Here is a 16,516-nt window from a genome sequence, read left to right as displayed (position 1 = left end):
TCGCGCCCGTCAGGCGGGGGCGACCTCCACCGGTACGCCCATCACCTCGCGGGCGTTCCGGTTCGGGACCATCCCCAGGTTCCACGCCTGCCAGCCGTCCTCCAGCCGGACCCCGCGGCCGAGCATCACCGTGAAGGTCGCGGCGGACTCGGCGAGCTTGCCGTCGCGCGCCGGGTGACCGGCGGCGACCAGCTCCCTCAGATCCTGTTCGGCGACGACCGAACCGACCTCTGTGCCGCCCGCCGAGGCGTACGGCAGCAGCGTGCAGCGCAGGAAGCGCGCCCAGTCGGCGCCGCGATGATCGTCGTACGAGGTGAAGAGGGCGGCCGCGTCGTCGCACAGGTGCAGCGCCTGGCCCGGCCGGTTGTTGCCCGCGTCGATCACGGCCAGCTCCAGGCAGGTCCACGCCTCGCCGTGGGCCACGCCGATGCGGTGGAAGTCAGCGCGCGCGTCGACCAGCAGCTGACGGGCGAAGCCCGAGTTGCGCAGGTTGCCGGTCTGCGCGGCCCGCTGGTCCCGGGTGACCCGGCCCGAATGGTGCCGGGCGCACGCCAGACCGTACACATCGCGCATCCGCGAGAACATCGTGCGCGCCCGCTCCAGCTCCCGTACCGCCTGGTCGCGCTCGCCGCTCTCCTCCAGCGCCTGCCCCAGGTAGTACAGCGTCCACGCCTCGCCGCGCGCGTCCTCGTTCTCGCGATGGCGGGCCAGCGCCTCGCGCAGCTGGTCCACCGCCTCGCCCTGCTCGCCCTCCGCCAGCCGCGCGCGGGCCAGCTGGGTCGTCGCCCACGCCTCGCCGCGCCCGTCGTGCGTCCTGCCGTACAGGTCGAGCGCCGCGCGCAGCTCGCCCTCGGCGCGGGCCGTGTCGCCCAGGCGCAGGAACAGCTGCCCCAGCTGGTAGTGCGACCACGCCTCACCGTGCACGGACTCGCTCTCGCGGTGCAGCGCCAGCGCCGTCGTCAGCAGCGTCAGCGCCTCGGCGACCCGGCCCCGGTCGCGCTCGACCGCCGCCAGGGCGTGCAGGGTCCAGCCCCGGTCCCCGGCCAGTGACGGCTCGTCCTGGAGCGCCAGCGCCTCGCGCAGCTTCGCCGACGCCTCGGTCAGATTGCCCTGGTGGTGCAGGGTGATCCCCAGCGAACACAGCGCGCGGGCCGCCCCCGCGTCGTGCTGCGCCTCCCGGTAGAGGCCGACGACCGAGGTCAGGGTCGTCCGCGCCTTGTCCAGCTCGCCGAGCTGCCGGGCCGCGATGCCCGTACGCCACTGGACCGAGCGCACCAGCAGCCCCTGGTCCACGGCCTGGGTCAGCTCGCTGATCTCACCGAGCCGGTAGAGGTCGCCGCGCAGCAGGCAGTAGTCGCAGAGCGCCCCCAGCAGATTGAGCACGGCCTCCTGGTCGACGCCCTCCGCGTGCCGCAGGGTGGCCGTGATGAAGCTCGACTCGTCGTCCAGCCAGCGCAGCGCCGCGTCCAGCGAGGAGAAGCCGTGGCCGCCCGCCGCGCTCTTGAAGAGGTCGGCGCGGGTGGAGGTCTTGCCGTCGACCAGCCGGATCACCGAGTCGGCCAGCTCGCCGTAGTTACGGATCAGCCGCTCCTGCGCCGCCGTACGCTCCTCCGCCGGCTCCTCCTCGCGCAGCCGCGCGTGCACGAAGGTACGGACGACATCGTGCAGCCGGTAGCGGCTGCCGCGCACATGGTCGATCAGCCCGGCCCGCGACAGCTCGGTCAGCAACTGCCCGGCCTCCTGCTCGTCCGTCGCCAGCAGCGCCGCCGCCGCCGCCGCGCCCAGCGAGGCGCGGCCGGCCAGCGCGAGCCGCCGCAGCAGCCTGCGGGCCTGGTCGTTCTGGTCGGTGTAGCGCAGCCACAAGGCCCGCTCCACCGGCTCGACCGGACCGTACGCGGACAGATCGGCGGCCAGCTGGAGTTCGGTGCGCTCGCCGAGCGAGGAGCCCGCGATGCGCAGCGCGAGCGGCAGCCCGCCGCACAGTTCGCGCACGCTGTCGGCGGACTGGAAGTCGTAGGGACCGGCGGCCTCGCGGGCCGCCTCGCCCGCCGCGATCCGCAACAGCTCCTCGGCGCCCGCGCCGTCCAGCGCCTCCACCGGCAGCTGGTGCACCCAGGCCGGCACATCGGCCGCCAGCTCCAGCGGAGCGCGCGCCGTCACCAGCACCAGGCTGTCCGAACGCTCCGGCACCAGGGTCCGTACCTGCTCGGGGTCGGAGGCGTCGTCCAGCACCACCGTCACCGGAAGGCCCGTCAGATGCTTGTGGTACAGCTCGCTCAGCCGCCGTACCTGCTGTCCGGGCGAGGCCCCCTCGCGGAACAGCAACTGCTCGCGCGGCGCGCCCAGCCGGTTCAGCAGATGCAGCAGCGCGTCCCGGGTCGACAGCGGCGACTCCAGGGTGCCGCCGCCGCGCAGATCGACCACGCACGCCCCGCGGAACTGGTCCCTCAGCTGGTGTGCCGCCCGGACGGCCAGCTCGGTGCGGCCCGAGCCCGGCGCGCCGTACAGCACCACCACGGTCGGCTTCGTCTCCGTCGACGCGCGGGCCGCGTGCACCCACTGCGCGATCTGCGCCATCTCCGTGCGCCGCCCCGCGAACGGCCCGTCGGGCTCGGGGAGATGACCGAAGGACTGCTCCAGTACGGTGCGACGGCGGGCCGCCGCGCTGCGGTCGCCGCCGCGCAACTGCGGCACGACCACGGACTTCTTGGCGGTGCGCTGCGTCGCTGAGACCAGCACCCGCTGCTGCTCCAGGAACGGGCGGATGCCCCGTACCTCCAGCGCCGTCAGCCACTGGAGCCGCAGCTGCTCCGTCCCGCCCGGCTGCCCGGCGGCCCCGGCCCTGCGGTGCGCGGCCGGCCAGTGCGAGGCGGTCACCTTGGCGACGGTCGTCGCCGCCCCGGCCACGGCGACGGCGGCCCCGGCGCTGAGCGCGATGCCCGCGGCCGTACCGAGCGCGACATCGGCGCCGACGGCGGCGATGGCGGCAACGGAGGTGACCAGCACGGGCGTTCCGATGGACTGTTTGCTGAACCGCTGCGACAACGGCGGCCGTTCGGCCGCGTCCGCGTCGAGCGCCCGCACATACGCGGTGTACTCCTCGTCGGCGCCCGCCGACATCGCGTCCAGCGCGCTGCGCCCACGCGACAGCAGCGCGTTCCCCTCGCTCCGCCCGCCGGAGCGCCGGACTTCTTCCTCCACGGCGCGCACCAACAGCCTCTCGGCCTCGGCCCGGTGGCTTTCCCGCATCTGCGTCCCCCTCCGAGAGCATGAGTGAGAGGACATTGTCCTGTGTCCGGCGCGAGAGCGCGAGTGCGGCCGGTACGACAAGTCAGTCCCGGACATGGGTTTCCGCTCCGGGCGCCCCGGGAGCGAACCCCCGGTCGGCTACGGACGCGATGCGATCGCATACGGTGGGTCGCCGGTGCCGCCGCGCGTCACCACATGAGTGACCATCCGCCGCCGAGGCGGCCGGCGCGCGAACACGAGGGGGACGCATGTCATTTGAAGCTGAATGGTCGGCCCTGGTCGCGGGAGCGGCCGAGCGGTCCCGTACCCGGCTGAACAGCGCGGGGCCCTCGCCCGCGCGGGGCGGTGATGCCGATCTCGTGGTCAGCCGCGACGACTTGGGCGCGATCGGTCATGACGCGTACGTACTGCACAGCAAGCTGTCGCGCGACGGCGACCACGCCCGGCCGTCCACCTTCAACGTCGCGATCTCGCTCACCAACGACGGTTTCACGAGCGGGCCGGCCCTGCTCAAGCTCCACGACCGGTGGAGCACCCAGCACCGCACGCTGCTGGACGCCTGCGCGCAGATCTCCAACCACCTCGACTACAGCAAGGCGTCGCACAAGAAGGACGACGACCGGATCGCGGGAGATCTGACGCGCGTCTCCGTACTCAACGAGTACATCAAGTGACGCACGACCGGGAGCACAGAATGTGGGGCAGCGCGTGCTGACGTACGAGGACATCGTCAACACACCGCTGGGAAAGCTCAAGTCGGCGGCCGACGACTGGTCGGAGATGACCACCAAGCTGGAGAGGCTCACCGACGAGGCACGCGACGGCATGAAGGCGCGGACGGCGAAAGCCGACTGGGAGGGCGTCAACGCCGCGGTCACCAAGCCGTTCATCGGGAAGACCGCGAAGGAGTTCGGCGACGCGGCCCAGGAGGCGAAGGGCGTCGGCCTGCTCCTCGACGACGCCTACAAGGCGTTCAAGAGCGCTCAGGACGAACTGACGGCCATCAGGGACGAGGAAGCCCCCAAGGCGGGAATCCACGTCGACCCCAGGGGAAAGGCGACACCGCGGAACCCGGTCGCCCAGGACGTCAGCGCGCGCACCGATTCCAGCTACCCCGATCTGCTGCGCCAGGAGGCGGCGTCCGTCAGGAGCTGGCAGCAGCGGATCGACCGGATCGTCGGGGTCTGCGGCGTCGCCGACGACTCGCTGGAGCGCGCTCTCACCGTCAACGTCTCCGACGACCACAACTTCACGGCACCGAAGTTCCGGAGCCTGGACCAGGTGGCGGCGGACCGCGCCGTCACGATGGCACGAAAGGGCCGCGACCTCACGCACGCCGAGTTGCGGGAGCTGAACGAGCTGCTGGGCTACAAGGCCGACTCACGGGAGTTCGCCACCGCCTTCTACGAGGGGCTCGGCCCCAAGAAGTCACTCGAATTCTTCGGCCTGCTCGCGACCGACGTGTACGAGGGCACAGAGCTCGACAAGCAGCGCCTCAAGGACGTCCAGGCTCTCCAGCAGAACCTCGGGCTCACTCTCGCCGGAGCGTCGCAGGATCCGAACTTCACCGGCACATGGGCTCCCGAGCTGCGCAAGCTCGGCACCCAGCGGATACCGCTCGGGCCGTACGAGACGAGCGGGGTGCCGTACGGCTACCAGCTGTTGGGCGGCATCATGCGGTACGGGAACTACAACGAGAGGTTCCTCAACCCGATCGCCGAGCACGTGGCCCAGCTGCATCAGAAGGACCCGTACCGGTTCGCCGAATCGAAGATGGTGAACGGCCCGTTCGCCAACCGGTTCAACCCGTCGGGGATCAACGGCGCCGGGTATGACCCGATGGTGTCGATGCTGGAGGCTCTGGGGCACAGCCCGGAGGCTTCGAAGAAGTTCTTCTCGGCCGAGCCGACGGGGTACAACGAGGACGGGAGCTTGGGGGAGGGGGTTGCCGATCTTGGTAAGGACGGGGACGGCTACCCTGTCGGGAACTATCTCGACTTCTTCACGAAGAGTGATTACAAGTTTTTCCCGGACACGGAGACCACTTATCCCGGGCAAGTTGAGAAGAGTTCCAACTTCCTGCCCGACGCATTGGGGCATGCGCTGGAGTCCGCGACACTTGGATATGCGTGGGATGACCCGAATCCGACGCCATCTCGTGACGCGGAAAGCTCGACAATCATGAAGTCTGTTGTTGAAAGGTATGGGGGTGATGCGTCGTTGCTCAAGCGTCAAGAATCCCTGTCGGACAGCTTGGGGCGCATGGGGGCAGGGTATATTGATGACTTGGATTGGGCGCTCGGGAAGGCTGGAAACGACAGTCTCTTTGCTCCTAATGTGAATCCCGACAAGCATGTGACTCTGGAGCGTTCCCAAGTCACTGATTTCCTTACCGCGCTAGGACAGCATCCGGATGCGTACGCCACGCTCGGCACGGCTCAGCAGATATACAGCACGAGCATGTTGGAAGCTCAGGTGGATGATACCGGTGTTGTTCACGAGGGGCCCGCACGTGCTGTGGTGAAGACCGGTGCCGAGTTCCAGGGAATCCTGGATCAGTCGCGTGCGGATCAGGTGAAGGCCGAGGGGCTGAAGAGACACGAGGATTATGTCTCTGCTCAGGAGGAAAAGGCGTCGTGGATCTCCTACGGAACGAGCACGGCGATCGGGGGAGGAGTGGTGGCAGCCGCTGCTTTCATTCCACCGGCGGCGGTCGCCGCCGGTGCGGCTGCGGTCTTGGTTCCGCTGGCTACTGACGTGGCGTCAAGCTTGCTCCAGCAGGTAGCGTCGAATTCCATTGATGACTGGTCGGCCGGTGTCATCAAAGAAGAGACCAATAAAATTGAGGAGCTGACCGGGGAACAGCAGAAGCGGATCTATTCTGCGGGCAGGGAGAACATCGAAGTGCCAGTGGATAAATTCCTGGCCCATCACGGTATCGGGCGCGAGAGTGAATTCGGGCAAGATTTGGATGATTCTCTGTTGGTGGGTTATCTGAATGGTAATTCCCGGGCGAGTCAGCAGGGTAACGGCCCAGAAGTCGGATGATTCGGAAGGTGTGACGTCGTGCGATTCGGGCAGAAGGCTGTGGTCGGAATTTCTCTGCTGGCTATGGGTCTGGGTATTTCTGGGTGCGCAGGTGGTGAGGAAGATGAGGCCGGCCCCTTTTCTGCGACTGAGGTCTGTGACGGAGTGCTCTCCGGTGGCAGTGCAGAGGCTGCCGTTTCCCTCGTGGGTTCGAATAACTTCTCTGGTCGCGGACCTGGTGCACTGGATAAGGTCGCCAAGAATCTTGAGCGTTCCTACGGGGAGCCGAGAGGGAAATACGGTGCAGCTTATCTCTGTACCCTTTCATCGCCTGATGGAGCGTATAATCAGATCAAGGTGAAGTTTGCTACGTATCCCCCCGGGGAAGCGGATTCCGACAGGTGGTCAGAACGCGACCACCTGTATGGAATTGGTGAGCGATCATTTGCCAGCTCGGATGGGGCTTCTCTTTTCTTCGAGTGTGTGAGTCCTCGCGTCTCCGGTTCGGACAAAGACCCTCTCCGTGTTCTCGGCAGCATGGTCTACTTCAAAAAGCCCGACACCGACTCCCGCGACCGCCGCGAGAACAATCTGACCGTCCTGCACGCCGCCTCCCTCGCCGTGGCCAAGAAGATGGAGTGCGTGGACGACGCAGGGCTCCCGGCGAAGGCCGATCTCCGCGAGCGGAAGCCATCCACCGCCCCCGCGCCGTAAGGCGCGAGTCGGCGGTTCGGGGGGCGGCGGGGTTGCTGGGGCAGGATGGGGTGCATGGCGAACCGACTGGCCCATGAGACCTCTCCGTACCTGCTCCAGCATGCCGACAACCCCGTCGACTGGTGGCCCTGGTCGCCCGAGGCGTTCGCGGAGGCCCGGCGGCGGGATGTGCCGGTGTTGCTGAGCGTGGGGTACAGCAGCTGTCACTGGTGTCATGTGATGGCGGGCGAGAGCTTCGAGGACCTCACCACCGCCAAGTACATGAACGCCCACTTCGTCAGCGTCAAGGTGGACCGCGAGGAGCGGCCCGATGTCGACGCGGTGTACATGGAGGCCGTGCAGGCGGCGACCGGGCAGGGCGGGTGGCCCATGACGGTGTTTCTGACGCCGGACGCCGAGCCGTTCTACTTCGGTACGTACTTCCCGCCCGCGCCCCGGCACGGTATGGCGTCCTTCCCGCAGGTGCTGGAGGGGGTCAGTGCCGCCTGGACCGACCGGCGGGAGGAGGTCGCCGAGGTGGGGGCGCGGATCGTGGGGGAGCTGGCCGGGCGGTCGCTCGCGCACGGCGGGGACGGGGTGCCGGGGGAGGAGGAGGCGACGCAGGCGTTGCTGGGGCTGACGCGGGAGTACGACGCGGGGCACGGCGGGTTCGGCGGGGCGCCGAAGTTCCCGCCGTCCATGGTGGTCGAGTTCCTGTTGCGCCACCACGCCCGTACCGGCTCCGAAGGCGCGCTCCAGATGGCGGCGCACACGTGCGAGGCGATGGCGCGCGGCGGGATCTACGACCAGCTGGGGGGCGGGTTCGCCCGCTACTCGGTCGACCGGGAGTGGGTTGTGCCCCATTTTGAGAAAATGCTGTACGACAACGCCCTTTTGTGCCGCACGTATGCGCATCTGTGGCGTTCCACCGGCTCTGATCTCGCCCGCCGGGTGGCCCTGGAGACCGCCGACTTCCTGGTGCGTGAACTGCGCACGCCCGAGGGCGGGTTCGCCTCCGCGCTCGACGCGGACAGTGACGACGGCAGTGGGAAGCACGCCGAGGGCGCCTTCTACGTATGGACACCGGAGCAGTTGCGCGAGGTGCTGGGGGACGCGGACGCCGCATTCGCCGGCCAGTACTACGGGGTGACGGAGGACGGGACGTTCGAGGAGGGCGCCTCCGTGCTGCAACTCCCCCTCGGCGAGGGGCTGGTGGACGCGGAGCGCGTCGAGTCCGTACGGAGGCGGCTGCTCGCCGCGCGCGAGGAGCGCCCCCGTCCCGGCCGGGACGACAAGGTCGTGGCCGCCTGGAACGGGCTGGCGATCGCCGCGCTGGCCGAGACCGGGGCGTACTTCGACCGGCCCGATCTGGTCGAGCGCGCCACCGAGGCCGCCGATCTGCTCGTACGGGTGCACCTGGACGACTCGGCCCGCCTCGCCCGTACCTCGAAGGACGGCAGGACCGGGGCGAACGCGGGGGTTCTGGAGGACTACGGCGATGTCGCCGAGGGGTTCCTCGCGCTCGCGGCGGTCACCGGGGAAGGGGCTTGGCTGGAATTCGCCGGGTTCCTGCTGGACATTGTGCTCGACAAGTTCGTGGCGGAGAGCGGTGGAGCGCTGTTCGATACGGCTGATGACGCCGAACAGTTGATCCGGCGGCCGCAGGATCCGATGGACAACGCCACCCCGTCCGGCTGGACCGCCGCCGCCGGAGCGCTGCTCTCGTACGCCGCGCACACCGGCTCCGAGGCGCATCGAAACGCCGCCGAAGGAGCCCTCGGAGTGGTGAAGGCGCTCGGTCCGCGCGCGCCGCGCTTCATCGGCTGGGGGCTCGCCGTGGCCGAGGCGCTGCTCGACGGACCGCGCGAGATCGCCGTCGTGGGCCCGGCGGGCGACGAGCGTACGGCGGAGCTGCACCGTACGGCGCTGCTCGCCACCGCGCCCGGCGCGGTCGTCGCTGCCGGGGTGCCCGGAGGCGCTCCCGGTGGGGCTTCCGGCGAGGTCCCCGGTGGCGACGAGTTCCCGTTGCTGACGGGCCGTCCGCTGGTCGACGGAGCGGCCGCCGCCTACGTCTGCCGGCGTTTCGTCTGCTCCGCGCCGACCACTGAAGTAAGCGAACTAAAGAACGAGTTGAACGTGTTCGAGTAGAACGTGGCCCGTTTCCGACCAGTCGGGAATCGGACTGAAACGTGGTATTCACCCAATCGGCCCCCCGCTCGTCACAGGTCCCCCTTATTGTCTTCACGGGATACACAGTGGTGCGCCAGGGCGGGGGCCTCGCGCACCGGTGCGTCCATCAGCACCAGGGGGATTCGGCGGGTGAGCCGGCGGCCAGGGGGGCCTTGCCGCGGTCCACCCGGCCCCCGGACGGCCGAGGGGGGCCATTTGTTCACGTCCGTGCTCATAGCTGCCATTTCACTGGCGCTCTTCTGGATGGCCGCGTTCACGCTCTGGTGGCAGATGCATGCCTGGCGTACACCGGAGACGCTGGCCGCGACCAGTTTCGACCCGCCCGACGGCGGTCTGGAGGGCTCGTTCTCGCTGCTCCTGCCCGCCCGGCACGAGCAGGCCGTACTGGAACACACCATTGAGCGGCTGCTGGAATCCAGCCACAGCAGATTCGAGATCATCGTCATCGTCGGGCACGACGACCCGGAGACCACCGAGGTCGCCGAGCGGGCGGCGGCCCGCGACCCCGGCCGGGTCAGGGTCGTGGTCGACACCCACGAGGCGAAGAACAAACCCAAGGCGCTCAACACCGCGCTGCCGCACTGCACGGGCGAGGTCGTCGGCGTCTTCGACGCGGAGGACCAGGTCCACCCGGAGCTGCTGACCCATGTCGACCACGCCTTCCGCTCCACCGGCGCCGATGTGGTCCAGGGCGGCGTCCAGCTGATCAACTTCCACTCCAGCTGGTACAGCCTGCGCAACTGCCTGGAGTACTTCTTCTGGTTCCGCAGCAGGCTCCATCTGCACGCGCAGAAAGGCTTCATCCCGCTCGGCGGCAACACCGTCTTCGTACGGACCGAGGTGCTGCGCGAGGCCGGCGGCTGGGACCAGAACTGCCTGGCCGAGGACTGCGACCTGGGCGTACGGCTCTCCAGCGTCGGCAAGAAGGTCGTCGTCGCGTACGACTCCGACATGGTGACCCGGGAGGAGACGCCCGACACACTGATGTCCCTGCTCAAGCAGCGGACCCGGTGGAACCAGGGCTTCCTTCAGGTCTACCGCAAGAACGACTGGCGCCAACTGGCCACGCCGGGGCAGCGGATGCTCGCGCGCTACACCCTGATGACGCCGTTCCTCCAGGCGTTCACCGGCGTGGTCATTCCGCTGAACGTATGTATCGCGCTGTTCCTCGACGTACCGGTCGCGGTCGCGTTCGTGACCTTCCTGCCCCTGGTCACCGCCCTGGTCACCTTCGTCTTCGAAGTCGTCGGACTCCACGACTTCGGCCGGCAGTACGGACTTCGCGTCCGCCTCTCCCACTACCTCAAGCTCATCGTCGGCGGCCCCTTCTACCAGGTGCTTCTCGCCGGAGCGGCGATCCGCGCCGTCTGGCGCGAGCACCGGGGACGCAGCGACTGGGAGCTGACCAGCCATGTCGGCGCGCATCTCCGAGAGGACGTCCACGCGTGACCTCCACCCTTCCCGCGGTGCCGCCGGACCAGCACAGACCGGCCGTCCCCGCGCAGCGGAGCCATGCCCCCGCCCGAGAGCCGGGCGTGGCAGAGGACAGTGGTGTGACGAGCCATGGCCCGGGCGATCCGGGTCACGGTCCGGGCGATCCGAGCCATGGCCAGGGTGCTCCGGGTGACGGTCCGGGCGGTGGCCAGGGTGATTCCGGCAACGGCCGGGCCGAGCAGCGGGTCGAACAGCGGCCCGCGGCCCGGGCCGCGGCCCGGGCCGCGGCCCGCCCCGGAACCCGGCCCGTCGTACGCTTCCGCCGCTCCCGCGCCGATCTGATCCTCTGCGGCGTGCTCCTCGTCGCGATCCTCGCCGTCCAGGGCTGGAACATCCAGCACTACCCCACCCTCAGCGACGACGAGGGCACCTACCTCGCCCAGGCGTGGGCCGTCCAGGAGGGCAAGGGGCTCGCCCACTACACGTACTGGTACGACCATCCGCCGCTCGGCTGGCTCCAGATAGCCTTTCTGACCTGGCTGCCCTCCCTCCTCGCGCCCGACTCGATGACCGTCGCCACCATGCGTGTCGCGATGCTGCTGGTCAGCGCCGCCAGCGCGGTCCTCCTCTACGTACTGGCCCGGCGGCTGTGGCTGCCGCGCTGGGCCGCCGGGCTCGCGATGGCCCTCTTCGGGCTCTCACCGCTCTCCGTCGTGCTCCAGCGGGAGATCTTCCTCGACAACATCGCCGTCATGTGGACGCTGCTCGCGTTCTGCCTCGCGGCCTCGCCGAGCAGACATCTGTGGCACCACTTCGCGTCCGGCGTCGCCGCCGCCGTCGGGGTGCTCACCAAGGAGACGATGCTCGTCGTACTGCCCGCGCTGCTGGTCACGATGTGGCGCCACAGCCACCGCGACACCCGCAAGTTCGCGCTGACCGGCGCGGTCACCGCGTGCGTGCTGATCGGGCTCTCGTATCCGCTGTTCGCCCTGCTCAAGGGCGAGTTGCTGCCCGGCGGCGGCCATGTCTCCCTCTGGGACGGCGTGACGTACCAGATGAGCCGCCCCGGCTCCGGCTTCGTCCTCGACCCGGGCAGCGGCTCGTACGGGGTGCTCCAGTCCTGGCTGTACTACGACCGGGTCCTGCCCCTGGGCGGGATAGCCGCCGCCGTCCTGCTGGTCGCGACGCTGCGCTGGTCGGTCACCGCGCGGGCGCTGGCCGGGCCCGCGCTCGCGGTGGTGATCCTCACCGCCGTGGCGCTGCGCCCGTCCGGCTATCTGCCCGCGATGTACGTCATCCAGGGGCTGCCGTTCCTGGCGCTGGTCCTGGCGGGCGGCGCGGCCTCCGTCACCCATGCCGTCCTGCGCAAGGGGCGCCGGACCGAGGCGATCGGGAAGGGTGGGAAGGGCGAGGAAGGCAAGGAGGGTGAGACGGGCGAGACGGGCGAGACGGGCGAGATGCGCGCGAGGGGCCGTACGACGGCCGTCGTACGGTGGACGGCCCTGGTCGCGCTGGTCGCGACGGCGGCGGTCGTCGTCGTACCGCGCTGGTACGACGGCAATCACACCGCGCTGACCACCGACGACAACGCCTCGTACCGCGCGGCGGCCTCCTGGATGGCGCGGGAGGTGGCGGATCCGTCACGGGCGCGGGTGCTGGTGGACGACGCGCTCTGGCTCGACCTCGTCCACGCGGGATACGAGCCGGGGCTCGGCGCCATCTGGTTCTACAAGGCGGACCTCGACCCGGCCGTCACCAAGACCATGCCGGACGGCTGGCGCGACCTGGACTACGTCGTCGCCTCTCCGACCGTACGGCGCGACGCGCGCGACCTGCCCAATGTGCGGGCCGCGCTGGACCACTCGACCGCAGTCGCCGTCTTCGGGAACGGCGAGGACCGGATCGAGATCCGGCGGATCGCGCGGAGCGACCGGAGTACGGGCGGCAGCGACCGGAGTACGGGCGGCAGCGACCGGAGTACGGGCGGCAGCGACGGGACCACGGGCAGCGACCGGATCGCGGGAGGCGACGGACGATGAGCATTCTTCCCCCCATCGGGACCGGCGGGCACGGCACGCACGGCGAGCGCGGCGAACCGGGGCCGGAGACCGGACGGGACCTGGAAGCGGCGGCCGTCGCCGAGCCCGGAGCCGTCACCGTCATCATCCCGACCTACAACGAGTCGGGAAACATAAGGGAGTTGCTCCGGCAGCTGACCGACGCCGTACCGGCCAGGCTGCCCTGCGAGGTCCTCTTCGTGGACGACTCGACGGACGACACCCCGGCCGTCATCGCCTCCGCCGCGCAGGACTGCCCGTTCCCCGTCGACGTGCTGCACCGGGACGAGCCGCGGGGCGGCCTCGGCGGCGCCGTCGTCGAGGGACTCAAGGCCGCCGGGTCCGACTGGATCGTCGTCATGGACGCCGACCTCCAGCACCCGCCCGCGCTCGTGCCCGACCTCGTCGCGGCGGGTGAGCGCGCCTCCGCCGATCTCGTCGTCGCCAGCCGCTACATCGACGGCGGCAGCCGGGCCGGTCTGGCGGGCGGCTACCGGATCGCCGTCTCGCGCTCAGCGACCTGGCTGACCAAATCCCTCTTCCCGCGCCGGCTGCGCGGGATCAGCGACCCGATGAGCGGCTTCTTCGCGATCCGGCGGTCCGCCGTTGCCACCGCGACGGGGGCAGGGGCGGGGGCAGATGCAGGGAAGGGCACCGAGGCCCTGCGTCCGCTCGGCTACAAGATCCTGCTGGAGCTGGCGGTACGCTGCCGGCCCGAGCGCCCGGCCGAGGTCCCGTTCGTCTTCCGCGACCGGTTCGCGGGCGAGTCGAAGTCCACGGCGAAGGAGGGACTGCGCTTCCTGCGCCACCTGGTGGAGCTGCGCACCGCCGCGCCCGCCGCCCGGATGGCCGTCTTCGGACTGATCGGGCTGACCGGCTTCGTACCGAACCTGCTCGCGCTGTACGGGCTGACGGCGGCCGGGATGCACTACCTGCCGGCCGAGGTGCTGGCCAACCAGTCCGGGGTGCTCTGGAACTTCCTGCTGATCGAGACGCTCCTCTTCCGCAACCGCCGGACCCACCGGCACTGGGCGGACCGGGTGGGCCGGTTCGCGCTGCTCGCCAACGCCGATCTGCTGCTGCGGATTCCGCTGATCGCGCTGTTCGTGTCGCGGCTCGGGATGGGAGTGCTGCCCGCGACGGTGTGCGGGCTGCTGGCGACGTTCGTGCTGCGGTTCGTGGGGACGGAGGCGCTGGTGTATCTGCCGAAGCGGCAGCGTGCGGGGCGCGGAACGGTGGTGCGCGAGGGGAAGCCCGGGGCGGGCGCCGACCGGGTGGAGAGCGTGCGCGAGGCGAGCCGATGAGACGCACCCGCACCGGACGGCGCACCTCATCTCGTTTCGCACTTCGCACCCTCCGCCGTACTTCACTCCGTAATTCCCGCCGCACCTCCCGCCGCACCTCCCGCCGCACCTCCCGTCGTACCGCCCTGCTCGCCGTCGCCGCGCTCACCGGCGGGCTGCTGCTCGGCGCGCAGCACCCGGCCGCCGCCGGTCCGAACCTGATCAAGAACCCGGGCTTCGAGACCGCGGGCACGGGCGCCGACGGGATGCCGTACTGCTGGGAGCGGTCGGGCTGGGGCGACAACGACTTCACCTTCAGCACCGTCCCCGACGCCCACACCGGCACGAAGGCGCTCAGGGTCGAGCTGACCCGCCGCGTCTACGGCGACCGCAAGGCGCTGATCACGGAGTCCGCCGCGTGCGCGCCGACGGTCGCTGAGGGGCTCCAGTACGACCTGTCCCTCTGGTACAAGTCCACCACCCCCGACGCCGCGATCACCCTGTTCCGCCACGACACCACGACCGGCTGGCAATACTGGACGGACCTCAGAACCCTTGACCTGAGCGCCGGTTACCAGCAGACGTCGGTCCGTACCCCCGCCGTGCCGCCGGGCACCGACCGGATCAGCTGGGGCGTCTCGGTGTACGGGACGGGCAGTGTGACCACCGACGACTACGCGATGGAGAAGGCCGCAGCGCCGCCCGTCGCACCGGAGTGCACCGGCACGGTGGAGGAGTGCGCCGACGGGAAGTGGGAGGTGCTGCCGACGCGGAACCCCGTGCGGTCGATGCACTCGGTGGTGCTCAACAACGGCAAGGTGCTGCTCATCGCCGGGTCGGGCAACGACACCGACATGTTCGAGGCCGGTACGTTCACCTCCGCCGTGTACGACCCGCAGGACGGCTCGTACCGGACGATCCCCACCCCCGACGACATGTTCTGCTCGGGCCACGTCCAACTGTCCGACGGCCGGGTGCTGGTGATGAGCGGCAACAAGGGCTACCCGTCGGCGGACGGCACGGTCGGCTACCAGGGATACAAGGACAGCTACGTCTTCGACCCGGACACCGAGACGTACAGCAGGACCAACGACATGAACGACGGCCACTGGTACCCGTCGGCGACGGTCATGGGCAACGGCGACGTGATGTCCTTCGGCGGGCTGCGCGAGGACTCCAGCGGCTCGGTGACCGCCGAGCGCTGGTCGGCGGCGCAGGACAAGTGGCTGCCGATGACGCAGGTCAACCAGACCTGGTCGTACTGGGGGCTGTACCCGTCGATGATCCTCATGCAGGACGGCCGGCTGTTCTACTCCGGCAGCCATGTCTTCGGCAACGGCACCCCGGGCACGGGCTCCTCGGTCTACGACTACGACGCCAACACCGTGACGGACGTACCGGGGCTCCAGAACAAGGACGAACGCGACCAGTCGGCGAGCGTGCTGCTGCCGCCCGCGCAGGACCAGCGGGTGCTGACCATCGGCGGCGGCAACATCGACTCGAACCCGGAGGCGAACCGCCTCACGGACCTGATCGACCTCAAGCAGCCCAACCCCGCCTACACGCAGGGCCCGTTGCTGCCCCAGGGCACGGTGGACCTGGGCGCGGGACCGCGGCCGCAGACCGGGAACCAGGGCAAGATGTACGGCTCGGCGGTACTGCTGCCGGACGGCAAAGTGCTGGAGACGGGCGGCGCGCTGCACAACCGGGCCAACCCGGTCTACGAGACGTCCCTCTTCGACCCGGTGCTGAACACCTTCACCCCGGTGGCCGTGGACCCCGAGGCGCGCGGCTACCACTCCTCGGCGTTCCTGCTGCCGGACGGCCGCGTGATGACGACCGGCGACAACCCGGGCAACGGCTCCTGGAACCACAACGTCTCGCTGTACACACCGCCGTACCTCCTCAAGGGCGAACGGCCGAGGATCACCTCGCTCGCGGGGGACCAGTGGCTGTACGGCGACACCCGGCGCATCACCGTCGACCGCCCCATCGCGAAGGCCGAACTGATCCGCCCGGCCGCCGTCACCCACTCCTCCGACCCCAACCAGCGGTTCGTGGACCTGCCCCTCTCGGTGGACCCCGACGACGACCACACCATCGACCTCAACGTCACCGCCAACCCCAACCTGGCGCCGCCCGGCTGGTACATGCTCTTCGCGGTCGACGCCAACGGCGTTCCCTCGGTGGCGGAATGGATCCACCTGGGCGGGCCGCCCGCGCTCGCCGACAGGGCGATGACCTCGGCCCACGTCCACGACTTCGCGGGCGACCTGGAAAAGCCCGCCAAGAAGCCTGCCAGGAAACGGACTTCGGCCCCGGTGACCGCCCAGGTCGCGGGCTGCGACCGCCACTACGGCACGGCCGGGGTCTGCGTACCGACGGCCTTCCCGGACACAGTACGAGGCGACACCCCGACAGCCACCACCAAGGCCCGCTGCACCTGGCTCGCCGCCCACGACTACGGACGCCTGAAGGTCAACGGCAAGGACGACCCACTGCGCCTGGACCCGGACGGGGACGGGGTGGCGTGCGGGAAGGGGGACGCGCCGGGGGCGCCGCACCACTGAGGGCCTGAGGGCG

At 69.9% G+C, this 16,516-nt stretch carries 9 protein-coding genes; 8 read left to right on the top strand and 1 reads right to left on the bottom strand.

Annotated features, from left to right (window positions below):
• Window positions 1–9 precede the first annotated feature (9 nt).
• Window positions 10–3,249 carry a tetratricopeptide repeat protein gene (locus tag OG627_RS11620; RefSeq protein ID WP_329064114.1) on the bottom strand — a complete coding sequence of 1,080 codons (3,240 nt, stop codon included), beginning with the start codon at window positions 3,247–3,249 and terminating at the stop codon, window positions 10–12.
• Between the two features lie 248 nt (window positions 3,250–3,497).
• On the opposite strand from OG627_RS11620, the gene OG627_RS11615 reads away from it, so the two are divergent.
• The 8 genes from OG627_RS11615 to OG627_RS11580 all read left to right on the top strand — a co-directional run bounded on the left by OG627_RS11615 (window position 3,498) and on the right by OG627_RS11580 (window position 16,503).
• Window positions 3,498–3,923: a hypothetical protein gene (locus OG627_RS11615; RefSeq protein WP_329064112.1), complete on the top strand. Its 426-nt coding sequence runs from the start codon at window positions 3,498–3,500 to the stop codon at window positions 3,921–3,923.
• Between the two features lie 34 nt (window positions 3,924–3,957).
• Window positions 3,958–6,297 carry a hypothetical protein gene (locus OG627_RS11610; RefSeq protein ID WP_329064110.1) on the top strand — a complete coding sequence of 780 codons (2,340 nt, stop codon included), beginning with the start codon at window positions 3,958–3,960 and terminating at the stop codon, window positions 6,295–6,297.
• Between the two features lie 516 nt (window positions 6,298–6,813).
• Complete coding sequence (locus OG627_RS11605; protein WP_329064108.1) at window positions 6,814–6,990, top strand: hypothetical protein; 177 nt, start codon at window positions 6,814–6,816, stop codon at window positions 6,988–6,990.
• Between the two features lie 54 nt (window positions 6,991–7,044).
• On the top strand, window positions 7,045–9,117 hold the full coding sequence (locus tag OG627_RS11600; protein WP_329064106.1) for a thioredoxin domain-containing protein: 2,073 nt from the start codon (window positions 7,045–7,047) through the stop codon (window positions 9,115–9,117).
• Between the two features lie 237 nt (window positions 9,118–9,354).
• Window positions 9,355–10,608 carry a glycosyltransferase gene (locus OG627_RS11595; RefSeq protein ID WP_329064104.1) on the top strand — a complete coding sequence of 418 codons (1,254 nt, stop codon included), beginning with the start codon at window positions 9,355–9,357 and terminating at the stop codon, window positions 10,606–10,608.
• Window positions 10,609–10,946: 338 nt separating this feature from the next.
• Window positions 10,947–12,632: an ArnT family glycosyltransferase gene (locus tag OG627_RS11590; protein ID WP_443073614.1), complete on the top strand. Its 1,686-nt coding sequence runs from the start codon at window positions 10,947–10,949 to the stop codon at window positions 12,630–12,632.
• Window positions 12,629–13,954: a glycosyltransferase family 2 protein gene (locus tag OG627_RS11585; protein WP_329064102.1), complete on the top strand. Its 1,326-nt coding sequence runs from the start codon at window positions 12,629–12,631 to the stop codon at window positions 13,952–13,954. Before OG627_RS11590 ends, OG627_RS11585 begins: the two co-directional genes overlap by 4 nt.
• Entirely contained in the window at window positions 13,951–16,503 is a 2,553-nt protein-coding gene (locus tag OG627_RS11580; protein ID WP_329064100.1) for a galactose oxidase early set domain-containing protein, read from the top strand. The genes OG627_RS11585 and OG627_RS11580 overlap by 4 nt, the downstream gene beginning before the upstream one ends.
• Window positions 16,504–16,516: the final 13 nt, after the last annotated feature.

This window comes from Streptomyces sp. NBC_01429, from assembly GCF_036231945.1.
Taxonomy (GTDB): Bacteria; Actinomycetota; Actinomycetes; order Streptomycetales; family Streptomycetaceae; genus Streptomyces.
The sequence above is the reverse complement of the archived record's forward strand: the minus strand, read 5'-3'. Positions and strand labels throughout refer to the sequence as shown.